23 protein-coding genes and 6 pseudogenes are annotated in these 20,942 nt (G+C 65.0%); 14 read left to right on the top strand and 15 right to left on the bottom strand.

Features of this window, described 5'->3' with window-relative positions:
* Positions 1 to 3 precede the first annotated feature (3 nt).
* Positions 4 to 1,377, bottom strand: coding sequence for an FAD-dependent monooxygenase (locus M5I08_RS20325; protein ID WP_219068066.1), 1,374 nt, complete (start codon positions 1,375 to 1,377; stop codon positions 4 to 6).
* On the opposite strand from M5I08_RS20325, the gene M5I08_RS20330 reads away from it, so the two are divergent.
* On the top strand, positions 1,357 to 1,596 hold the full coding sequence (locus M5I08_RS20330) for a hypothetical protein (RefSeq protein WP_249762931.1): 240 nt from the start codon (positions 1,357 to 1,359) through the stop codon (positions 1,594 to 1,596). The genes M5I08_RS20325 and M5I08_RS20330 overlap by 21 nt on opposite strands.
* Here the strand turns inward: M5I08_RS20330 and gnd are convergent.
* Entirely contained in the window at positions 1,593 to 2,621 is a 1,029-nt protein-coding gene (gnd, locus tag M5I08_RS20335) for a phosphogluconate dehydrogenase (NAD(+)-dependent, decarboxylating) (RefSeq protein ID WP_219068064.1), read from the bottom strand. The genes M5I08_RS20330 and gnd overlap by 4 nt on opposite strands.
* Positions 2,622 to 2,636: 15 nt before the next feature.
* Entirely contained in the window at positions 2,637 to 4,046 is a 1,410-nt protein-coding gene (locus tag M5I08_RS20340; protein ID WP_219068063.1) for a glucose-6-phosphate dehydrogenase, read from the bottom strand.
* Between the two features lie 208 nt (positions 4,047 to 4,254).
* Here M5I08_RS20340 and M5I08_RS20345 point away from each other — a divergent pair.
* Positions 4,255 to 5,068: pseudogene (locus M5I08_RS20345) on the top strand (adenylate/guanylate cyclase domain-containing protein).
* Between the two features lie 4 nt (positions 5,069 to 5,072).
* On the opposite strand, the gene M5I08_RS20350 reads toward M5I08_RS20345, so the two are convergent.
* Positions 5,073 to 5,234, bottom strand: coding sequence for a hypothetical protein (locus tag M5I08_RS20350; protein ID WP_219068062.1), 162 nt, complete (start codon positions 5,232 to 5,234; stop codon positions 5,073 to 5,075).
* A 75-nt stretch (positions 5,235 to 5,309) separates the two neighbouring features.
* Between M5I08_RS20350 and M5I08_RS20355 the strand changes: the two genes are divergently transcribed.
* Entirely contained in the window at positions 5,310 to 5,990 is a 681-nt protein-coding gene (locus tag M5I08_RS20355; RefSeq protein ID WP_370328661.1) for a guanylate cyclase, read from the top strand.
* A gap of 7 nt (positions 5,991 to 5,997) precedes the next feature.
* Here the strand turns inward: M5I08_RS20355 and M5I08_RS20360 are convergent, their stop codons facing one another.
* Positions 5,998 to 6,330 carry a DUF732 domain-containing protein gene (locus M5I08_RS20360; RefSeq protein ID WP_219068060.1) on the bottom strand — a complete coding sequence of 111 codons (333 nt, stop codon included), beginning with the start codon at positions 6,328 to 6,330 and terminating at the stop codon, positions 5,998 to 6,000.
* 202 nt (positions 6,331 to 6,532) lie between these two features.
* On the opposite strand from M5I08_RS20360, the pseudogene M5I08_RS20365 reads away from it, so the two are divergent.
* Positions 6,533 to 6,730: pseudogene (locus M5I08_RS20365) on the top strand (hypothetical protein); the annotation flags it as partial.
* A 16-nt stretch (positions 6,731 to 6,746) separates the two neighbouring features.
* Here the strand turns inward: M5I08_RS20365 and M5I08_RS27070 are convergent.
* The 6 genes and pseudogenes from M5I08_RS27070 to M5I08_RS20390 all read right to left on the bottom strand — a co-directional run bounded on the left by M5I08_RS27070 (position 6,747) and on the right by M5I08_RS20390 (position 9,842).
* On the bottom strand, positions 6,747 to 7,076 hold the full coding sequence (locus M5I08_RS27070) for a hypothetical protein (RefSeq protein WP_219068059.1): 330 nt from the start codon (positions 7,074 to 7,076) through the stop codon (positions 6,747 to 6,749).
* Positions 7,077 to 7,121: 45 nt separating this feature from the next.
* Positions 7,122 to 7,346 (bottom strand): annotated as a pseudogene (locus M5I08_RS20375) (VOC family protein); the annotation flags it as partial.
* Positions 7,241 to 8,185 carry a hypothetical protein gene (locus M5I08_RS20380; protein ID WP_219068058.1) on the bottom strand — a complete coding sequence of 315 codons (945 nt, stop codon included), beginning with the start codon at positions 8,183 to 8,185 and terminating at the stop codon, positions 7,241 to 7,243. The gene M5I08_RS20380 and the pseudogene M5I08_RS20375, both read right to left, overlap by 106 nt.
* 80 nt (positions 8,186 to 8,265) lie before the next feature.
* Complete coding sequence (locus M5I08_RS20385) at positions 8,266 to 8,889, bottom strand: IS607 family transposase (protein WP_219068057.1); 624 nt, start codon at positions 8,887 to 8,889, stop codon at positions 8,266 to 8,268.
* Positions 8,890 to 9,006: 117 nt separating this feature from the next.
* On the bottom strand, positions 9,007 to 9,222 hold the full coding sequence (locus tag M5I08_RS27485; protein WP_502213837.1) for an Mtp family mycobacterial-type pilin: 216 nt from the start codon (positions 9,220 to 9,222) through the stop codon (positions 9,007 to 9,009).
* A 95-nt stretch (positions 9,223 to 9,317) separates the two neighbouring features.
* Positions 9,318 to 9,842 carry a restriction endonuclease gene (locus tag M5I08_RS20390; RefSeq protein WP_219068056.1) on the bottom strand — a complete coding sequence of 175 codons (525 nt, stop codon included), beginning with the start codon at positions 9,840 to 9,842 and terminating at the stop codon, positions 9,318 to 9,320.
* A gap of 360 nt (positions 9,843 to 10,202) precedes the next feature.
* On the opposite strand from M5I08_RS20390, the gene M5I08_RS20395 reads away from it, so the two are divergent.
* The gene (locus tag M5I08_RS20395) at positions 10,203 to 11,429 is read left to right on the top strand and encodes an IS110 family RNA-guided transposase (protein WP_249763288.1); all 1,227 of its coding nucleotides are present in this window, start codon (positions 10,203 to 10,205) and stop codon (positions 11,427 to 11,429) included.
* Positions 11,430 to 11,464: 35 nt separating this feature from the next.
* On the opposite strand, the gene M5I08_RS20400 is transcribed toward M5I08_RS20395, so the two are convergent.
* Positions 11,465 to 11,728, bottom strand: a complete 264-nt coding sequence (locus M5I08_RS20400) for a type II toxin-antitoxin system RelE family toxin (protein ID WP_219070814.1) — start codon at positions 11,726 to 11,728, stop codon at positions 11,465 to 11,467.
* Complete coding sequence (locus M5I08_RS20405; RefSeq protein ID WP_219070813.1) at positions 11,725 to 12,009, bottom strand: type II toxin-antitoxin system Phd/YefM family antitoxin; 285 nt, start codon at positions 12,007 to 12,009, stop codon at positions 11,725 to 11,727. Before M5I08_RS20405 ends, M5I08_RS20400 begins: the two co-directional genes overlap by 4 nt.
* 116 nt (positions 12,010 to 12,125) lie before the next feature.
* Here M5I08_RS20405 and M5I08_RS20410 point away from each other — a divergent pair.
* From M5I08_RS20410 to M5I08_RS20435, 6 genes and pseudogenes are all read left to right on the top strand, one after another.
* Positions 12,126 to 12,639, top strand: a pseudogene (locus M5I08_RS20410) (peroxiredoxin); the annotation flags it as partial.
* Positions 12,640 to 12,679: 40 nt separating this feature from the next.
* Positions 12,680 to 13,065, top strand: a pseudogene (locus M5I08_RS20415) (DUF742 domain-containing protein); the annotation flags it as partial.
* A 65-nt stretch (positions 13,066 to 13,130) separates the two neighbouring features.
* Positions 13,131 to 13,778 (top strand): hypothetical protein, encoded by a 648-nt coding sequence (locus M5I08_RS20420; RefSeq protein WP_249763461.1) that lies wholly within the window; start codon positions 13,131 to 13,133, stop codon positions 13,776 to 13,778.
* 288 nt (positions 13,779 to 14,066) lie between these two features.
* Positions 14,067 to 14,306, top strand: a complete 240-nt coding sequence (locus tag M5I08_RS20425; RefSeq protein ID WP_219070811.1) for a type II toxin-antitoxin system Phd/YefM family antitoxin — start codon at positions 14,067 to 14,069, stop codon at positions 14,304 to 14,306.
* The gene (locus M5I08_RS20430) at positions 14,303 to 14,587 is read left to right on the top strand and encodes a type II toxin-antitoxin system RelE family toxin (RefSeq protein ID WP_249762933.1); all 285 of its coding nucleotides are present in this window, start codon (positions 14,303 to 14,305) and stop codon (positions 14,585 to 14,587) included. The genes M5I08_RS20425 and M5I08_RS20430 overlap by 4 nt, the downstream gene beginning before the upstream one ends.
* Before the next feature lie 533 nt (positions 14,588 to 15,120).
* Entirely contained in the window at positions 15,121 to 15,756 is a 636-nt protein-coding gene (locus M5I08_RS20435) for a transposase (RefSeq protein WP_440271467.1), read from the top strand.
* A gap of 78 nt (positions 15,757 to 15,834) precedes the next feature.
* On the opposite strand, the pseudogene M5I08_RS20440 reads toward M5I08_RS20435, so the two are convergent.
* Positions 15,835 to 16,071, bottom strand: a pseudogene (locus M5I08_RS20440) (cytochrome P450); the annotation flags it as partial.
* A gap of 588 nt (positions 16,072 to 16,659) precedes the next feature.
* On the opposite strand from M5I08_RS20440, the gene M5I08_RS20445 reads away from it, so the two are divergent.
* A complete protein-coding gene (locus M5I08_RS20445; RefSeq protein WP_219070903.1) occupies positions 16,660 to 16,845 on the top strand; it encodes a hypothetical protein in 186 nt (61 codons plus the stop codon).
* A 151-nt stretch (positions 16,846 to 16,996) separates the two neighbouring features.
* Here M5I08_RS20445 and M5I08_RS20450 read toward each other — a convergent pair whose 3' ends face one another.
* Positions 16,997 to 18,223: an IS110 family RNA-guided transposase gene (locus tag M5I08_RS20450; RefSeq protein ID WP_249763285.1), complete on the bottom strand. Its 1,227-nt coding sequence runs from the start codon at positions 18,221 to 18,223 to the stop codon at positions 16,997 to 16,999.
* Positions 18,224 to 18,502: 279 nt separating this feature from the next.
* On the opposite strand from M5I08_RS20450, the gene istA reads away from it, so the two are divergent.
* The gene (istA, locus tag M5I08_RS20455) at positions 18,503 to 20,098 is read left to right on the top strand and encodes an IS21 family transposase (RefSeq protein ID WP_219069940.1); all 1,596 of its coding nucleotides are present in this window, start codon (positions 18,503 to 18,505) and stop codon (positions 20,096 to 20,098) included.
* The gene (istB, locus tag M5I08_RS20460; RefSeq protein WP_219069942.1) at positions 20,095 to 20,934 is read left to right on the top strand and encodes an IS21-like element helper ATPase IstB; all 840 of its coding nucleotides are present in this window, start codon (positions 20,095 to 20,097) and stop codon (positions 20,932 to 20,934) included. Before istA ends, istB begins: the two co-directional genes overlap by 4 nt.
* The last annotated feature ends 8 nt before the right edge of the window (positions 20,935 to 20,942 follow it).

The following is a 20,942-nucleotide window of genomic DNA, read 5'->3' on the forward strand; positions in this document are numbered from 1 at the left end:
GAGTTACGACATAACCCGGGCTGCGTAGGCCGCCAAGTCCGCCGGTCGTGACGTGATGGCCCCGATGTAGCCATCGGGCCGAATTAGCGCCGCCGCACCATCTTTGATGTCGTAAGCGTCCTGGATGTGGCGGTCGGCGTCGACCAGATCGCTACCGATGCGGTATGACCACCCGTCTGCACGGTCGAGGACCGGCGCCGCCACCCCGAATCGCAGCAGTGTCCAGTGCGGTCCGGTGTAGCAGTTGAACAGCCGCACCGGCCGGCCGCCCTGGTCTAGGCATGGCGCGTCGGGGGCCCGATCACCCGCGACAAGTGTGCAGCTGGAGCCGTCGTCGAGCGTCAATGGGCCACCTCGGTAACTCACATCCAGTTGCCGAGTTTCCTCGCCGCGCTCGAACGCGTCATCAGCGCTGTTGAGATGCTTTTCCAGCAGCGCGGCGCTGATGCCGAGCACCCGCGCCGCGACCGGCAGCCGCTCGGCCTGGTAGCTGTCCAGCAGCTCGGCGGGCACCCCGGCGAGCACAGCCGCCAGCTTCCAGCCCAGGTTGTAGCCGTCCTGCACACCGGTGTTGAGGCCCTGGCCGCCAGTCGGCGGATGCACGTGCGCGGCGTCACCGGCCAAAAAGACGCGGCCCATCCGGAACTGTTGCGTCATACGGACATTCGGCCGCCAGATCGTGCTCCAGGTCAGTTCGTGCAGCCGGACGTCGGTACGCCCGGATGCGGCTTCAAGCGTCTGCTGGAGAGCCTCGAGCGTGGGCGCTATCCGGGACGCGCGGGTTGCCACGACGAATGTGTCGTCAGCACCGGCCAGCGGCGTGAAAACCAAAAAGGCGCCCCCGTCGAGCATCCAGGCGTGCCCGTAATCATGGTCCAGGCCGTCGACGCGCACATCGGTCACCAGCATTCTGACGTCCTCGTCGGTTTCACCGACGAACGGCACCGCGAGTTGACGCCGGACGGTACTGCCTCCGCCGTCAGCGCCGACCAAATACGCCGCACGCACGGTCTCGCCGCCGTTCAGCCGCGTCGTTACCCCCTCCTCGTCCTGGTCGAACTCGACCACCCCGGCGCCGAGCCCAACCTGCACGCCGTGCGCGGCGAGCCGCGAGCGCAGGATCTGCTCTGTCCGCCACTGCGGCACAAACCACACGTTGGGATACGGCACGTCGGACCGCGGTGCCACCGGCTCGGCCATCCGACCCTCCCAGACCACCCGGCCGTCGGCATAGAACCGAGTGACTGGCGCCGCCATGCCAGCGGAGATCACTTCGTCGATGACGCCGAGGTCTTCGAACACCTCCAAAGTGCGTGGCTGTATCCCGTCGCCCCGCGATCCGACCGAGAAGCGATGATGGCCGGCAACGTCGACCACCTCGATGATCATCTGGACCCGATCGCCAAAGCCGGGCGCAGCCTGCCAGGGCCGCCCGAGTTGGTGTTGGCGATGTTCGCCGGCCTGCTCGATGGGTTCAGCTATCGCTGGCAACTCTCCGAAGGCCGATTCGGCGGTCAGTCAAAAGGTCGCGCGTTCGACGAGGATGAGGCGATCGACACCTTGACCGAGTTCATCTACCGTGCGCTCAACGGCTAGCTGCCAGGCTTTTCTACGTGCCCGCCGAACTGTTTACGCATGGCCGACAACGCCTTGTCGGCGAACTCGTCGAGCCGGCGCGAGGCGAACCGCGAATACAGCGCCGACGTCAGCACCGGCGCCGGAACTCCCTCGTCGATAGCGGCAATCGAGGTCCAGCGGCCTTCACCGGAGTCGGAGACATGGCCGGCGAATTCAGCCAGGTCCGGCGCCTCGTGCAGCGCGATCGCGGTCAGATCCAACAACCAGGAGCCGACGACGCTGCCCCGCCGCCATAGCTCTGCGACCTCCGGGATGGGGATGTTGTATTCGTAGAACTCGGGATTCGTCAGCGGAGCGGTCTCGGCGTCGCCCTGCCCTTTCTTGCTGCGGGTGCCGATGTCGGCGTTGCGCAGGATGTTGAGCCCCTCGGCGAGCGAGGCCATCATGCCGTACTCGATGCCGTTGTGCACCATCTTGACGAAATGCCCTGCGCCACAAGGCCCGCAGTGCAGATAACCCTTCTCGCATTGAGCGACCTCACCTTCTCGCCCCGGGGTACGCGGCACTGAGTCCACGCCGGGTGCGATGGTGGCGAAAATCGGCTCAGCGTGGGAGAAAGCGTCTTCGCTGCCGCCAATCATCAAGCAGTAGCCGCGTTCACGGCCCCACACGCCACCGCTGGTGCCGCAGTCCAAGAGGCGAATCCCGTTCTCGCCCAGTGTCTTTGCATGACGCATATCGTCGCGGTAGTACGAGTTACCGCCGTCGATGACAATGTCGTCGGCTTCCAGTGTCTTGGCGAGGTCGCCGATCACCCCGGTGGTGATGTCGCCCGCGGGCACCATCACCCAGACCACCCGCGGCTTGGCGAGCTTCTCGGCGAGCTCTTGCAGAGAGGAGACTCCGGTAGCCCTCGGCTCCTCCGCAATCGCCTTGACCGCGTCCGGATTATGGTCGTACACAACGCATTCATGCCCGTCTTCGACCAGCCGACGGACGATGTTCGCGCCCATCCGGCCCAGTCCGATCATCCCAAGCTGCATGTTGTCCTGTTCTCCTTACTGTGACGCACGGTGGTCGGTGGGAAGCCACGGTTGGTGCCAACCGTGTTGACCGCGCAGCAGCGACCGGGCCTCTTCCGGCCCCCACGAGCCGGTTTCGTAACGGTGGATCTTGCCCGGATTGTCGAGAAGCGGCTGCACGACGCGCCAGGTCTCTTCGATGTTGTCTTCACGCGCGAACAGCTGGCGGTCGCCGGTCAACCCGGCATGCAGTATGCGCTCGTAGGGCGTCAGCGGCTCGCCCAGGTCTTGCATGAACGAAGAATCCAGGTGGATGTCGCGCCAGCGGCCGGCGTCTAGCGCGGTCAACTGCACGCGAAGTCCGGGATCGGGGTCGATCCGCAGCACGATCTGGTTGGGTTCGGCCTTCTTGCGGTCGGGCAGGAAAGCCAACGCGGGGACGCGGTGGGTGAACAACCGCACCTCGGTCACCCGTTCTGCCATCGCCTTGCCCGCCCGCAAAAATATCGGCACCCCGGCCCAGCGCCAATTGTCGATCTCCAGTCGCAGCGCGACGAAGGTCTCGGTCTGCGAGCCCTTGGCCACCCCGTCGATGTCGGTATAGCCGCTGTATTGAGCCCGCACGCAAAGGTCTGGGTCCAGCGCCGGTATCGCACGCAAAACGTCGGCTTTCTTGTCGTTGAGATCGTCTGCGCTCGGCCCCACCGGCGGCTCCATCGCAACTCCGGCGAGCACCTGCAGCAGATGGTTTTGCACGACGTCGCGCAAGGCGCCCACCCCGTCGTAGAACCTGCCCCGGTCCTCGACGCCGAAGTTCTCGGCCATGGTGATCTGAATTTGCGAGATCTTGTGACGGTCCCACATCTCGGCCAGCGCCAGGTTGCCGAAGCGCAAATACTCGAGTTCGACGACCGGTTGCTTGCCCAAGAAGTGGTCCACCCGAAAGATCTGGTCCTCGTTCAACACCGCGCGCAGTTGCGCGTTGAGTTCGCACGCAGACTTGAGGTCGTGGCCGAACGGCTTTTCCACCGCGACGCGGGAGTGCGCTAACAGCCCGGCCTTGTCCAGGCTCTCGACGATGGGAGCGAACAGCGACGGCGGCATTTCCAGGTAGAACAGGCAATCACGTCGCGAGCCGAGGCGCTTGGCCAGCTCGGCGTACAGGGCGGGGTCAGTGACATCACCGTGCAAGTAGGACAACCGGTTCGCCAGCCGATCGAATACCTTGTTGTCCAAGCCTTCGCCGGTGTCGACGACGGCCTTGCGGGCCCGGTTGACCAGCTCCTCGACGCTGATATCGTCGCTGGCCACACCCAGCACCGGGCATTGCAGCAATAGCCGGCGTTCCAGGCAGTAGAGGGCGCGGAAGGTCATCTTGCGAGCCAGGTCGCCGGTAATGCCGAAAATCACCAGCACCTCTGAGCCGCGACCACCGGATTCAGCCAATCGGAGACCTCCACGAAGAATCGACCACCAACACTAGACACTACGGGACCGACAACACGCAGCGTGCCTGGCGTCAAGTAACCGCGTGCGGGCCCAACCAAGCCTGATTAGCCAAAAGCGCTCCCGCAGTTGAGCTTTCAAGTCACAGCCGAATTCCGGCACCGCGGACTCGGCCCGTTACTAGGACAGATGCTTCTCATCGGGAAAGATGCCTGGCATGCATGACCCCCTGATGATCGCGGTCTACGCCCTGGCCGGCGTGGCAGTGGCCGAAGCCGGCGCGCTGGCCATCCTATGGGCAGCGCTCACCCGCAGTCGCCGGGAGGCCGCGGAACTGCGGGAGCGCGTCGACCCGCGCAGTTGGCTGCTGACCGGGGGGCCGGGAGGCGGTCAAGACCGTGTGGCAGACCGCGAACCTGGTCCGCAAGGAGGGGCTCGGCGCCGCGATGCGCAACTCGATCGAAGATCTCGCCGACTGGGCCGAGGTGGAACGCCCCGACCTGGCCCGGGTCACTGCGGACGGCAAGGTAGCGATTCTGTTCTCCGATATCGAGGAGTCCACCGCGCTCGATGAACGGGTCGGCGACCGCGCGTGGGTCAAGCTGATCGGCGAGCACGACAAGATGGTCCGTAAACTGGTCAAGCAACGCTCCGGGCATGTGGTGAAGAGCCAGGGCGACGGATTCATGATTGCCTTCGCCCAGGCTGAGCAGGCGGTGCGCTGCGCCGTCGACATTCAACACGCGCTGCAGAAAGACGCACAACGCAAGAGGCGCAACGGAATTCGGGTGCGAATTGGGATCCACCTGGGCCGATCGGTGCGCCGTGGCGACGACCTGTTCGGCCGTAACGTCGCGATGGCGGCGCGCGTGGCCGGGCAGGCCGGTGGCGGGGAGATCCTGGTCAGCCAGACCGTGCGCGACGCGGTCAGCGACTGCGGCGGCATCTGTGTCGACGACGTCCGCGTTGCGGAATTGAAGGGCTTCGCCGGCACCCACCGCCTCTACGCCGTCGCCGCTTGAACAGTTACGGCTGATCGCCCGCTTCGGCCAGCCGCTGGTGCAGCCGGTCGCGGATTTCATCGGGCGTATAAGCCCGCCGCCGGCGCTGGTCGCGGGCCACCAGTACTCCCCCGGCGGCCACGCCGACGATCCCGGCCAACCCGAGCAACTTCCACATTGTGCGCATCAGCACAGGCTATTCGCGAGCGCATCGCGTCGTTGAACGATATCCGCATAAGGTGCGGTGGTGGAAACACACACGGTGACCCTGGACCGCGCACTGAACGAAACCCGGACCGGCGACATATGGCTGTTTCGTGGGCGCTCCGGACCCGACCGCGCGATCCAGACCTTGTCGAACAGTCCGGTCAACCATGTCGGCATGACGGTGGCGATCGAGGATCTGCCGCCGTTGATGTGGCATGCCGAACTGGGCGACAAGCTGACCGATGTCTGGACGGGCGCCAACCACCGCGGTGTGCAACTCAACGACGCCCGGCAAGCAGTCGAGCGGTGGCTGCAGCGCTATGGCCAGCGATGTTGGTTGCGCCAGCTGGCGCCGGACACGAACCGCGAGCAAGAGAATCGATTACTGCGCGTGGTCGCCCGGATGGACGGCACGCCGTTTCCGACTGCGGGCCGGCTCACCTTGCGGTGGCTGCGCGGTCAGCTGCCGACCAGATACGACTGGGTGCGCGGAATTCCCGTGGTGGACAGCCATGTTCGCGAATCAACGCGACGGCGCAGAGCCGAGCAGCGACAGGGCAGCTTCGAGTCCGCCTATTGCGCAGAAACGGTGGCGGTCACCTACGAAGAGATGGGGCTGATCGAAACCCACAAGGGGTCCAACTGGTTCGACCCGGGCAGATTCTGGAGCGGTGATGACCTTCCGCTGGTGGCACCGTACCGGCTGGGCGGCGAAATCGCCGTCGTCGCAGACTAATTCGCGCTTAATCACCGCATAGGTTGTTTTGCGCTGCCGTCGCCATGTCCAGCAAGTTCTGATACGACGCGTTGGGGTAGGTCCAATGCTTGGCGACGTCGTCCGGCGACTGCCCGGCGTCCAATTCCTTGCACATCGCGTGGCCGCTGCCCAGGAGGTACTCCCCCGTCGGCGGGGTCACCAGATATCCGTGGCGGCTCAACTCGTCCAGGTAACCGGCCTCATCGGCGTCCGCTATCCCGGCGCTCAATAGGGCCACGACGACGGCCGCCGCCGTACCACACAGAACCTGCAAACATCGGTGCGTGCGCCCGCCGCGGGTTCGCGCGCGTCTGCTCATTCATGTCCTCTCCTTTGCGCCGATGCTACGACCAAACCGATGAGTTGGCAGATCAACGACCAATGACCTCCTGCAATGCAGCCAGCAAGCGCAGCGGCTGCGGACCCGGGTGCGAGTTGTCTTTGACTCCGCGGTGGCCGAGTTCGGTCGGTGCGGGCTGGCGGGTGCGGACGTCGCAGCGCTCGCCGCGGCGGCGGGAGTGGCGCGCCGCACTTCTGCGGAGCGCGCCGTAATGCGTTGGCTCTACCCTTGTTTCGGTCGGCTATTCGCCCGCCAGACCGCCGAGATCAGCCTACTGATCGACCCGAAGAAGCTGCACGCGCGCCTCGACGAGCCGTTCAATGTCGATCAGCTCACCGCCGGCTTGGGCAATGAGACGTTTCTTGCCGCGCACCCCTGATGATTTGCGCCGATAGTTAGCGGGAGCGCTGACGCCGTTCGGTTTCGGTCATCTCGCGATCGACGTTGGCCTGATCCCGCTCGGCGCCGGCTTCTCTACGGTCCGTCCGGTCTTCCACGCGTTGCAGTCGCTCACGTTCACGCTCTGCCGCCGTGCCGTCGCGTTGGTCGGCGAGCAGCTCTCGCTCGTCGGCAAATGCTTCTCGCTGATTCGCCATTTGCTCCCGCTCATCTGCGATGTGATCTCTTTGGCCAGCGAACCATTCACGTCTTCGGACTTCAGCCTCCCGCCGGGCGAGCGACTCCTCACGCTCGTCAAGCGCATCAGCCCGGTCTTCCGCGGCCACGCCCCAGCCTAACCCTGCGAATGCCCGCCGCGCGCGGGTGGAAAATCAAACTCCAAACTTGGCGCGGGCCTCGTCGGTGACAGGAGTGAACAAGTTGACGAGGTTTCCATCTGGATCGCGAAATAACAGCGCCCGGTTGCCCCACGGCATAGTTGTCGGTTCAGTCACGACTTCGGCCAGGTGCTCGCGAAGCCGCTGGTGCTTGGCGTCCACATCCTCGACAATGAGCTCCACAATTGCACTTCGGTTGGCCGCCGGCTCGGCCGACCCAACCCGGCAGTCTCGACCGCGATGGTTGCTGGTTCACCGATCGGATTTCCTGAGCAGTCCAGGGCACAGGCGGCGAGGTGATCGGCATTGAGATCCACACCGAGCGCCCGGTGACCGCGTAGCTCGTCGAGTGTGGGGCCTGGTTCGGGCGCGATGGTCCAGGACGCATCCAGATACCAACGGCTTTTCGCTGGGTCAAAGCTGATGTCGTAGCGCACCGCCCGCCGGCCGGCCACCCGGGCCACCCACTCGTCGCCGCGGTGGTTGAACGCCACCGGGTCGGCGATGTGTAGGTGCGTGCCGAACCGGTCCGCCAGGGCGGCAGGAACTTTCACCCGAAGATGACCTGACTCATCGACGCGGATCGTCTCGTTACCGCCGGTCTTGCCCGATTCACCGTCGGCGGTCAGGAACATGCGGGCGGCATCCCAACGGTCCCGCCACTGCGGCTCGCTGCACTCAGCGGCGGCCAGGTTCTGCCGGGTGCGCCACAACCTGTTCCCGCCCACGGTGATCGACGGCCGGCCCGCGGCCAACGCGGCCTGCGCGGCGGCCAGACGCCCGCGCAAGGCCGCCAGCCGACGGGTCTTGCAGCACCGCCCGGCCGCCGAGCGATAACCGCGCACCGCGCGCCGTGACCGCCGCCGCGGCCCACCAGCAACATCTCGATCCGGGGCGCAGACCTCACCCGGGCGCAGCGCACACCGGGATTCCGACACTGTGATCGCGGCCTGCAAATCGGTGACCTCGGCGTCCAGGGCGCGCATCCCGAGCTGGTGCTGATCTTCGACCGCGCGGGTGATGGCACCGGCCCACCGCGACGACGCCGCCTCCGTCACCGCCTGCTTACGCTGAGCCCGCCAGACACTTGTGTTGCTTGCGGTCCAGCTGGCCAAGCGCGATCCGCCGCAACGCACGTTTACTCACGGCCGTTATCTTTGCTCCCGGCGCCGACAACCGCCTTCGGGCCGATATCACGCTGCGCGCAGCCAACCGCCTTCAACGCACGGTTTCGAGCACTGCGGCGACCATAGAGCCGCGCACAGAAACGTGTGAGCACCTCCACCATGTCGCCCACCAGATCGTCGTCGACCTCACCGTCGTCGAGTACCACCAACCGGCGGCCGTGCGCCGCCAGCGCCGCCTCCACCAGCTCAGTGTTCATCCGCCCCAAGCGATCCCGGTGCTCGACCACCACGACGGTCACTTTCGGGTCGGCCAACAGCCGCCGTACCTTTGCGCGTGACCCGTTCATCCCGGATCCAACCTCGGCCTCAACCCGCACCACCGTTGCACCCGCCTGAGCGGCCCACCCCGTCAGCCGCGCCACCTGACGATCCAGGTCCGCCTTTTGATCATGCGAGGAGACCCGCGCATACAACCCGAACGCCGGAGCCGGTGAACCCGGCGCCACGTCAGGCGCCACCAGGACCGTGCGCTCATTCACCCGCACCGCCGGAACCGGCAGCGTGCCCTCTCGAAACCACCGGTACGCCGTCTGCGGATGCACGCCCTGAGCACGCGCCCACTCCGTCAGGTTCACACCACCAACATACTCACTCGAACGTTCATGCGCTCACTATCACTCAGTATTACCCCAACAGCTCAAACCCCCCCAAGCATTGGCGGTGGGGTTCCACATCAGATGAGCCTGGGGTGCTCACGAGGGTGGCGGTGGGGGTGGCGGCGCCCACAGCGGCGGCGGACCCCAAGGTAACCAGCCCACTGAAGCACCTTGGCTTGCCGGAGCTTGCCAGCCATGGCACTGACTCCAGTTCCAGTTGTAGTTGGCGCCCCAGGCCGGGTCCCAAAGATCACCCGGACACCAGTGATTGGTGGGTGGGCGCAGGGGCAGGAGCCGCTTGTGCCCAGGCACCGCTGGCCAGTCCGAAAGCGGACAGAGCAACCACCAGCACGCTTATGGACCGCCTTATAGTCGCCACCTGCTGAGGATATTCCAGTCGCGATCTCTTAAACCTCCCGTCGCACAGGAGGCGGCACCCAGGCCTGCAATGCTCGGCGACCGATCAGCTGGCAGTGGTGGGTAACGGCCAATTGCCTGGCCGCCCGGGTAAATTCCTGATTGCTGATGACGATGCTCTTCGTGCACCCGTGGTGACATGCACCGGAGACAACCTGCTGGACAGCCGCGACGCCGACGGACTTGCCGTGGCGCTTGCACTGAATCGCCACCGACTTACCGTCCCTATGCGCGATCAGGTCGACGCCGTAGTCGCCAACTACTGAGGTGAACGTGACTTGCCAGCCGCCCCGCCGCAGTCGGGCAGCGACGTAGGCCTCAAACTCCGTGCCGGACATGGCGTCAATCGCCCTCATGCTCGCATCGGCTCCGGGCCGCCGGTGGCCCTCCGCTGAGATCAACACGGCCAGAAACAAACCGGCGCCTGCGCCCAGCCAGCCCGTCGTGACATTGTGGCCAATGAGGCCCGCCAAGAGTCCGAAGTAGGGCGGGAGGAAGAAATAAGCGATCTTCATGCTGGAGTTCGCGAGCCGAGAAAGCCTGTTGCGCTGGCGATTAGCGAGGACACCCACTGCATGGGCCGATGATAGAGATGGTCGACGACAATCGTGCCACCTAATGAGTATTAGCGGGTGCGGCCTTCGGGCAGACTTGCTATCGGTAGCGGCCGGTGGGTGAGCACTGATGCCTCCTGGATTTCGAGTCCTGATGTCAGATCGTCGCCCCCACCGGTTCGCCCGGGAGAAGGGATCGCTGATGGGATGTCGTGCCCGCCCGCGTGGCGTGAGCACTGCTTCATTAGGTCGCCGAGAGTTCTCCCGCACGCTGCCGGCTGTAACCCGGACAACTGCAGACAGGAGCGAGGAGTGGCGAAATTGCTGTACGTGGGCGACGATTGGGCGGAAGATCATCACGACGTCGAACTGATGGACTCGGCGGGACGCAGGCTGGCCAGGGCGCGGCTGCCCGAGGGCGCGGCCGGGATCGCGCGGTTGCACGCGATGATCGGCGCCGAGCTGGGCGCCGACGCCGACATGGCCGAGGTGGCGATCGGAATCGAGACCGACCGGGGCCCGTGGGTGGCCGCGCTGATCGCGGCCGGATACACCGTGTACGCGGTGAACCCGCTGTCGGTGGCCCGGTACCGGGAGCGGCACAGCGTCTCCGGCGCCAAGAGCGACCCGGCGGACGCACACACGCTGGCCGACATGGTCCGCACCGACTCGCACCAGCTGCGCCCGGTGGCCGGCGACAGCGCGGCAGCCGAGGCGGTGAAAGTTGTTGCCCGCTCGCACAAGACGATGATCTGGGACCGCACCCGCCACACCCAGCGGCTGCGGCACGCGCTGCGCGAGTACTTCCCCGCCGCGCTGGAAGCCTTCGACGATCTCGACGCGGCCGATGCGCTGGAACTGCTCGGCAGAGCCCCCGACCCCGCGTCGGCGGCGAAGCTGAACCGCAGCCAGATCCGGGCCGCGCTCAAACACGCCGGTCGCCGCGACATCGACACCAAGACCAGCCGGATCCAGGACGCGCTGCGCGGCGAGCAGCTCGGCCGCGACCCGGTGATCACCACCGCGTACGCGGCTGCCACCCGCTCGATCGTGGCCGTGCTCACCACCCTCAACGAGCAGATCGCGATCCTGCAAGAGCAGGTGGAGGAGCATTTTCACCGGCACCCGGACGCTGAGATCATCCTGTCGCAGCCCGGCCTGGGACCGATCCTCGGCGCCCGGGTGCTCGCCGAATTCGGCGACGACCCAGCACGGTACGCCGACGCGAAGGCCCGCAAGAACTACGCCGGAACCAGCCCGATCACCCGCGCCTCCGGCAAGAAGAAGGTCGTGCTCGCGCGGTTCGTGCATCAGGACAGGCTCATCGACGCGCTGATGACGCAGGCGTTCTCCGCGCTGCGCGCCTCGCCCGGCGCACGCGCCTACTACGACAAGCAACGCGCCCGCGGCCTCGGCCACAACCCCGCGCTGCGCCAGCTCGCCAACCGGCTCGTCGGAATCCTGCACGGCTGCCTCAAGACCCGCACGCTCTACGACGAAGCCACCGCCTGGCCGTCCCACAATCAAGATCAACAAACCGCCGCTTGACATTTAAGCTCCTGGGATGTCTGACACAACCATTGTCACCGGTAAACGTCACGCCGGTGGGCGATGTGGATGATTCGAACCACGACCCGCTCGTCGAGGATTTGGTAGATTACCCGGAATTCGCCCCGCCGCGCCGAGTACCGTCCCTCCAATTGATCGCGAAGTGGTTTACCCACTCGGTAGGGATCCTCAGCAAGCGGGCCGCGAATGAACTCCCAACATGCGACCGCCACGGCCTCTGGCAGGAGTTCAGTGAGCGCTCTCTTGGCCGACTTGGTCAACTCGATTCGATAGGTCAAGACGGGAGCCGCCCGGCGGCGCGCATCTCCTCTGTCACTTCTTCCAGTGTGTAGATCTGACCGCTCTCGGCCTCGGTGTCCGCTGTTCGTACCTCGCGCATCAACTCCTGGTCACTGAGGATCGAGATGGTTTCCATGATCGAGTCGTAGTCGTCGGCGCTGAGAATCACCGCAGCCCGGCGACCCTGCCGGGTGACTTCGATTCGCTCATGAGTCCGGACCGCTTCCTCAATCAGCTTCGAGAGGTTAGCCCGCACCTCGGCCAGCGGGAGTGACGTCATGTACAGAATTCTAGCGCGATCGGCAGTCTCGGCCCGTAGCAGCACAAGGCCTGTGGTGTACCCGAATTATCTCCAGTCGTGCGCCGCACAGAGCTTCCTGGCGTTAATCTTTGCCGATGATCGCGGGCGACAAGGCGCCTGACTTCACTTTGTACGACCACACCGGTCGGCCTCGGACACTGTCCGCGCTCCTTTCCGACGGGCCGGTTGTGCTGTTCTTCTTCCCATTAGCGTCCTCCCCGATGTGTGTACAGCCCAGGCTTGTCATTTTCGGGATCTGAGCAACGAATTCGCCAGGGTGGTCGCCCATCGGGTGGGTATCAGCACCGACACCGTCGACAAGCAGGCCCACTTCGCCCAACAGCGCTCGTTCGTTTATCCGCTGCTCTCCGACGCGGACGGCGTGGTGTCCGAGCTGTTCGGGGTGCGCCGAGGCAGGCTCGCCAAGCTGCGTGGATCCGTCCGTGGCGCGTGAGGCCTCCCGGCGTGGCCGGCACACTCGGCGCCGTGGCCTGCTGGCCCGGCTGCTACCGGTCAGACGGACCACATTCGTCATCGGCGCCGACCGCACCATACTCAAAGGTCGTCTCCAGCGAGCTGCGCGCTTCGGTGCACGCCGACCAGACCTTGTGGTTCCTGCAGAATCACAACGTGCCGCATAGTTCGCCACATGTCCGGCAGAAGCACCCCGACGCGCATCAGCAGTCGGAGGGAGGGCAAGGGCGAACCGATCGGCGACTGGTTCACAGCACCAGAAACCGCGCACGAGCCGAGCCTGGTCCGGCCACACACGCTGACGGCAGGCCGTACCGACTCCGGGGTCGAACTGCCACTCGATGCTCCGGTCGAAGCGCTCAACGCAGAAGCGAAGCCGCCGCGCTGGCCTAGAAATGATGTGCGCGCGGCCAGATCCTGACGTGTTGCGTGCACAATCCCTCGGTCGCAGAGATCGCCGCTCGTCTGTCCTTGCCGCTCGGTGCGACGCGGTTCCTGGTCGACGACCTGGTGACAAAGGGTTATTTGCGGGTGCGCGCCCCGCTCGGTGACTCGATGACAATCGTTCTCGACGAGCCGAGCTGGCGATGGCGACACGTAATGGCAAGCGGTACTCAGAGAATCACATGGGTTTCGGTGAGGGCCGCGTCGCCTACATGGTCAATACGATGGAATCGGCCCCCGCGCAGAGCCTTTTCGTCCCGGAAGAACCTGAGACATCGCTTCACGGGCACGCGCAGAAGCGGCTGGCGAGCACCTATCAGATCGACTCCTATTTGCACGCTGATGAGAGCAAGAACAAGGCCGTTATCTGCGTCGAGGACACTTTCGCCAGCCACCTGGCAATCGAGATAATGCGGCGCTGTGATCACCACTTGCTGTCTGGATCCCAGGTTCTGCGGATCGGGTCCGCACAGGACGTTCCGTCAGCAGTGAAGTTGCTTCGCAACGCGGGTCTTTGGGCCGTGGGACTTCGCGGTGGCGACATGCCCTCAGCCTGCGAATTCATCCACAACCTTCCCGATGATGCAGCGCCCGAAAAAGTTGTCCTCGCCGATCCAGCCGTCGAAGCGCATTTTGCCACTGAGCCGTACTCCGTTTCGATCGCAGAGCTCCTCACAGGCGTCGCCGACCACCATAACTACCTGCGCGAAATTGCTGCTCGGCTGATGTTGGAAGAGAGCGTCGTCGCCACGGAAGCTTGCCGTGTTTACGCGGTCGCTCGTGACGAAAGCGAGCTGAGCGCCGTGGTCGATTTCTTAGGGAGCACTTAGAGGACCGCCGTTAGCGATCGTTGGCGTCACGGTCGGCTAACTCTAGCCTCAATTTTTCGAATCTACTGACGTTTCCGTGGGTTCGTTACCTGGGCATTCAGGTCTTTGTCTGGGCCGCGACGGCACCGCGGGCAGGTCACCGACCTGCCCTTTAAGCCCGCCGAAGGGCGCATAGAGGCTCGCGGGTCAAGGGTGGCCGGAAGGCCATCCCCTTGCGGGCGCAGTGGGAACCCGCCCGCTTGCGCGACACGCGGCGACAAGTCAGAATATTGACCTATGGTCGAAGTTATGCCCTTCTCCGAAGCGAAAGCCCACCTGTCCGAACTGGCCGAACGCGTCGAACTTGAGCATGCGCGCGTCCTCGTCACGCGCAACGGACGGCCATCATTCGTACTGGTGAGCCCCGACGACCTCGACGCACTCGAAGAGACGCTCGACATCCTGCGGGATCGCGAGCTTGTCGCCTCGCTGAAGCGGTCGCAAGAAGAGGCCGCTCAGGGTAGATCGCGGCCCTTGCCGTCTGCGTGAGTTCTGCGCCTACGGACCCATACGAGCTCCGCATCACTCCTGAGGGACTCCGTCACCTGAACCGCCTCCCGGCGAAGATCCGCGACGCAGCTCTGGCTGCGCTACATGGCCCCATCCGTGAAAACCCGCACCGGCTCGGCAGAGCGCTGGTCGGCGAACTCGCCGGCCTTTTCTCGGCGCGACGAGGCGACTACCGGATCATCTACAGCATCGACGACACGGCCAAGATCGTCATCGTGCACAGGATTGCGCATCGAGCGTCGGTGTACCGCCGACGATGACTCAGATCCGCGCGCGGACTGCAGCGATAGCGGGTCCCTTTGCGAGCTAGCTGATCGACACCTTGCCTCGCTGTCTCGGCCTGGCTGCCTGATAGGGGCCGAGCAGGTAGCAAACCACGGAAAGGATTCGAGACACGCGCTATGGGACAGGAAATGAGGGCTCTTCAATTTTAAACGGGCGGTTGTGATTTCGCTCACATAGAGCGTGTCGCTGCATAAGGAGGCCCTTGGCCTTCCGAAGTCTGAAGTTGCGAATTACTCAGGCGAAGGAAGGAAGCCAAGGGCCGTGATCGACGGTACGACATTGTTGTTTGGGCTGCCAGGTGTACAGGTTGAGCGTGTCGAGCGCTGGGCAGATGGGACGCGGGTGGTGCACGTGGTGACCGCGAGCGAGACCGCGGCGGCGTGCCCGTCGTGCGGGGTGGTGTCCACCTCGGTGAAGGAGCGGGTGAGCGCCTCGCCGCGTGACATCCCCTACGGCGAAGACCGAATCATGCTGCGCTGGAACAAGACCCGGTGGCGCTGCCGAGTTCGTGGCGATCGACCCGGCGGCGGTCTACGCGGCGGCGATCCGCACGCCGGGGTTGTTGCCCAATGCGACGCTGGTGGTCGACCATTTCCATTTGGTCAAGCTCGGCAACGACGCGCTGACCAAGGTGCGCCGCCGCGTCACCTGGGACCTACGCGATCGTCGCGGCCGCACACTCGACCCCGAATGGGCCAACCGGCGCCGCCTGCTGCGTGCCCGGGAACGCCTGTCGGACAAGAGCTTCGCCAAAATGTGGAACGCGATCCTCGCCGAGGACAACACCGGCCAGATCCTCTCAGCGTGGATCGCCAAAGAAGAACTACGCACCCTGCTATCGACCGTGCGCGTCGGCGGCGATCCGCACCTGACCCGGCACCGGCTGCACCGCTTCCTGTGTTGGTGCATCGACTCCCAAATCCCCGAACTGCTCACCCTGGCCACCACCGTCGACACCTGGTGGTCCGAAATCAACGCCTTCATCACCACCGGCATCACCAACGCGGCCACCGAGGGCTACAACCGGCTGGTCAAACAGGTCAAACGGGCCGCCTGCGGATTCCGCAACACAGAAAACTCGGCCCGCCGGATACGCTTCCACTGCACCCGCAGACAGCGGGCCGCAACCCAGACTTCATGCTGATTGCCCGGTCAAAATCGAAGAGCCCGATTATTGGTGAGTGCGTTGGCAGCCTACCTAGCTCATGGCTGGTCGGCGGGTTCAGTGTCCGGCGTCGAATTCGATGGGCAGGGTTGTTGGTCCGGTGATCCCCATCAGTGGCTTCCATGGGGCCGGGCCGCTGCGGCGCGGGTTGGGCATCCGGCGTGTGATGACGGTCAGGGCTTCAGCGAGTTCGGCTCTGGCCAGGTGTGCTCCCAGGCAGTAGTGAATGCCGCCACCGAACGTGAGCATGGTCGCCGGCCGCTCGCGGGTGATGTCGAGACGATCGGGATCGTCAACGGCGCGCACTTTTCGAAGGGTCGCGGATGCCTCCTGCACGCGTTGTCGCTCTACCGGGTCGAGTTCATCCAGGCTGCTACGTAAGTGCGATAACACCTTCTCGTAGGCGCTTACCTGAGCGCCGATGTTGTCGACCACGAAGTCCGCCACTCCGAGTGCTTGGGCGGTTCCACGGTCCGCCTTCAGGGAGTTGAGGTGCTCCTCGATTGCAGGGAGGTAGGACGGGTCGGGCCGGTAAAAGCCACAGCCTGCACACTGGAATCGGATAGGACAGCTGTGCCCACCGGCCTGAACGTTCGTCGGTTCTATGCAGTTCCCGAACGGTACAGCGACTGAACGCACTTGGTACCGCGTCTTGTCCGTCATTGGCGCTGGCACACCAAGGCGATCGATCGAGTGCTTGCCTACTACCTCAATCGCGGATCGCTTTCGTTCCGACGTAACCGTGTACTGAGGTTTTCTCACTTGGGGTGCGTGAGGTTGCTGTGACTGGAGTTTCCGGCGCGTCGTGAGAGCAGGACGTGGGGTCCCTGCTTCAGGATCGGTTTCGACGAAGAAAGCCGTTCTGCCGCAAGAGGACCCCACGTGTTCACCTACTCTGCCATCTGCGACGTTCCTGAGGAAACCCTGCGGTATGTGACCGCGTTGCTGCACGCGCACCGGCGCGAGATCGGCACCCGCGTCGGGCGGCGCGCGGGAACGGTCCGCGCGCAAGCCAAGCTGGTGTTGCGCTGGTTCCGCGACGATGCCCCGATCCGGCTGTGGCCGTGACAGTCTGAATTGGCCCCAGGAGGGCGGCTTGAAATGGCCCCACCTGTGTGGCGACAGGGTGTCGTTGTGACGGTCTGATTTGGCCCCACCTCACCTGTGATCAGTGGTCCGATAACCCGGATCGCTGTCAGACATCCCAGGAGCTTAAATGTCAAGCGGCGGTTTGTTGATCTTGATTGTGGGACGGCCAGGCGGTGGCTTCGTCGTAGAGCGTGCGGGTCTTGAGGCAGCCGTGCAGGATTCCGACGAGCCGGTTGGCGAGCTGGCGCAGCGCGGGGTTGTGGCCGAGGCCGCGGGCGCGTTGCTTGTCGTAGTAGGCGCGTGCGCCGGGCGAGGCGCGCAGCGCGGAGAACGCCTGCGTCATCAGCGCGTCGATGAGCCTGTCCTGATGCACGAACCGCGCGAGCACGACCTTCTTCTTGCCGGAGGCGCGGGTGATCGGGCTGGTTCCGGCGTAGTTCTTGCGGGCCTTCGCGTCGGCGTACCGTGCTGGGTCGTCGCCGAATTCGGCGAGCACCCGGGCGCCGAGGATCGGTCCCAGGCCGGGCTGCGACAGGATGATCTCAGCGTCCGGGTGCCGGTGAAAATGCTCCTCCACCTGCTCTTGCAGGATCGCGATCTGCTCGTTGAGGGTGGTGAGCACGGCCACGATCGAGCGGGTGGCAGCCGCGTACGCGGTGGTGATCACCGGGTCGCGGCCGAGCTGCTCGCCGCGCAGCGCGTCCTGGATCCGGCTGGTCTTGGTGTCGATGTCGCGGCGACCGGCGCGTTTGAGCGCGGCCCGGATCTGGCTGCGGTTCAGCTTCGCCGCCGACGCGGGGTCGGGGGCTCTGCCGAGCAGTTCCAGCGCATCGGCCGCGTCGAGATCGTCGAAGGCTTCCAGCGCGGCGGGGAAGTACTCGCGCAGCGCGTGCCGCAGCCGCTGGGTGTGGCGGGTGCGGTCCCAGATCATCGTCTTGTGCGAGCGGGCAACAACTTTCACCGCCTCGGCTGCCGCGCTGTCGCCGGCCACCGGGCGCAGCTGGTGCGAGTCGGTGCGGACCATGTCGGCCAGCGTGTGTGCGTCCGCCGGGTCGCTCTTGGCGCCGGAGACGCTGTGCCGCTCCCGGTACCGGGCCACCGACAGCGGGTTCACCGCGTACACGGTGTATCCGGCCGCGATCAGCGCGGCCACCCACGGGCCCCGGTCGGTCTCGATTCCGATCGCCACCTCGGCCATGTCGGCGTCGGCGCCCAGCTCGGCGCCGATCATCGCGTGCAACCGCGCGATCCCGGCCGCGCCCTCGGGCAGCCGCGCCCTGGCCAGCCTGCGTCCCGCCGAGTCCATCAGTTCGACGTCGTGATGATCTTCCGCCCAATCGTCGCCCACGTACAGCAATTTCGCCACTCCTCGCTCCTGTCTGCAGTTGTCCGGGTTACAGCCGGCAGCGTGCGGGAGAACTCTCGGCGACCTAATGAAGCAGTGCTCACGCCACGCGGGCGGGCACGACATCCCATCAGCGATCCCTTCTCCCGGGCGAACCGGTGGGGGCGACGATCTGACATCAGGACTCGAAATCCAGGAGGCATCAGTACTCACCCACCGGCCGCTACCGATAGCAAGTCTGCCCGAAGGCCGCACCCGCTAATACTCATTAGGAGAAGTGGAGGCTGGAGGATGGGGTCAAGGGTGGAGCAGTTCGCGGATATTCGCCGCGATCGCCGGGTGGACGCGTTGTCGATTCGGGCGCTGGCGGGTAAGCATCATGTGCATCGGCGCACGGTGCGCCAGGCGTTGGAGTCGGCGATCCCGCCGGTGCGTAAGACGCCGCAGCGGGTTGCGCCGCGGTTGGAGCCGTTCAAGGCGGCGATCGATGAGATGTTGCGTGCTGATGTGGATGCACCGAAAAAGCAGCGTCATACCGCCCGGCGGGTGTTGGCTCGGTTGGTGGATGAGCGTGGGGCAGTGGGCTTGTCGTATTCGACGGTGCGTGATCATGTTCGCAAGCGCCGCCCGCAGATCCTGGCCGAGGCGGGCAAACCGCTGGAGCCCGGGTATGTGCCCCAGACCCATCCGCCGGCCGCGGAGGCCGAGGTTGACTTTCATGACCTGTGGGTGATCCTGCGTGGGATCAAGACCAAGACCGCTCTGTTCACGATGCGGTTGAGCTATTCGGCCCGCGCGGCGCATCGAGCGTATTTGACTCAGGGGCAAGAGGCGTTTTTGGAAGGCCACGTCTATGGGTTTGACCGGCTGGGCGGGGTGCCGTGCGAGAAGGTGCGCTATGACAACCTGACCAGCGCGGTCAAGCAGGTGCTCTTTGGGCGCTCGCGGCAGGAGAACGAGCGTTGGATCGCTTTCAAATCGCACTATGGTTTTGAAGCCTGGTATTGCCAGCCCGGCCATGAGGGCAGCCACGAGAAAGGCGGCGTCGAGGACGAGGGGGGGCGGTTTCGCCGAAACCACTGCGTCCCAATGCCTGTCGTCGACTCGATTGACGAGCTCAACGCGCTGCTGGAGGCCGCCGACGACGCCGATGACGCCCGCCGGGTGGGCAACCGGTCGACCAGTGTGAGCCAGGACTGGGCGTTTGAGAAGACGCTGTTGCGCCCGTTGCCGGGCGAATCATTCGATACCGCATTGACTTTGACGCCGCGGGTAGACCGCTACGCGCAGGTGATGGTGCGCTGCAATCAATATAGCGTGCCGGCCCGCTTCATTGGGCATCGGCTTCAGGTGAAGTTGTCGGCGTCGCAAGTCACTGCCTATGATCGCAATTCGGTGGTCGCACGGCATCAACGGGCGGTCGGCAAGGGCGCCAAAGTGCTGGACTTGGACCACTATCTGGAGATCCTGGCGCGCAAGCCCGGCGCGCTGCCTGGGGCGACCGCGTTGGCCCAAGCACGGGCAGCCAAGGTGTTCACCGCCGAGCACGAGGCGTTTTGGGCCGCCGCCCGCAAAGCCCACGGTGATGCCGGCGGCACGCGGGCCCTGGTGGAGGTGCTGTTATTGCATCGCCACCTGCAGCGCGCCGATGTGCTGGCCGGGATCGCCGCGGCGCTGTCGGTAGGGTCCAGCAGCGCTGATGTGGTGGCCCTAGAAGCCCGCAAGGCCGCCGACCGCCGCGGCGCGGTCAGCGGCGCATACGACGCCAATCAGGACGGGTGCGTGGCTAGCCTGGCCCAGCATCGCGTGACGGCCGTGCCCGCCGATACCCGTGCGGCGCCCTCGCTGGACAAATACGACACTCTGCTGGGGCGGCAAACCTCATGACCCGGCGGCGCGGCGTCACCGAGCAGGCCGCGGTCGCCGCGATCGAGCAGGGTTGTCGCATTCTGCGGCTTCCGACCATCCGTGACCGCTTTGTCGAGGTCGCCGCCGCCGCCGAACGCGAGCAACTGAGCTACCTGGGGTTTTTATCAGAGCTGGTGATCGCCGAATGCGACGACCGCACACAGCGTCGCGCCCAGCGGCGAATCCGTGACGCCGGCTTTCCTCGCCCAAAGCGGTTGGAGGAGTTCTCTTTTGACGCTAACTCGGCCGTCAATCCCGCGGTCATCGGCCAGCTCGCCAGCTGCGGCTGGGTCAAGGCCGGGCACCCGTTGTGCTTGATCGGGGATTCCGGGACCGGCAAAACTCATCTATTGATAGCTCTGGGCACCTTGGCCGCCGAAGCCGGCTACCGGGTGCGCTACACGCTGGCCAGCAAGTTGGTCAACGAGCTCGCCGAAGCCGCCGACGACAAGCAACTCACCAAACTGATAAACCATTACGGCAGAGTAGATTTAATACTCATTGACGAATTGGGGTACTTGCAGCTGGATCGACGCGGGGCCGAACTGCTGTTCCAAGTTCTTACCGAGCGCGAAGAGCGCTCAGCGATTGCCATTGCCTCCAACGAGCCATTCGCTTCGTGGACAAAGACATTCACCGACCCGCGGCTCTGCGCGGCAGTTGTCGACAGGTTGACGTTCGGCGGACGAATCATCGAAACCGGCAGCACCTCTTACCGACTCGCCCACACCCGCAACGTCAAGGCGGCGAAGGCCTGCACTCCGACCCACACAGCAAACAATCGACCAAAAAACGTTGCACCCCAAAGCAATTAACAGCCATC

Origin of the sequence: Candidatus Mycobacterium methanotrophicum (assembly GCF_023515995.1) — a bacterium.
GTDB lineage: Bacteria > Actinomycetota > Actinomycetes > Mycobacteriales > Mycobacteriaceae > Mycobacterium > Mycobacterium methanotrophicum.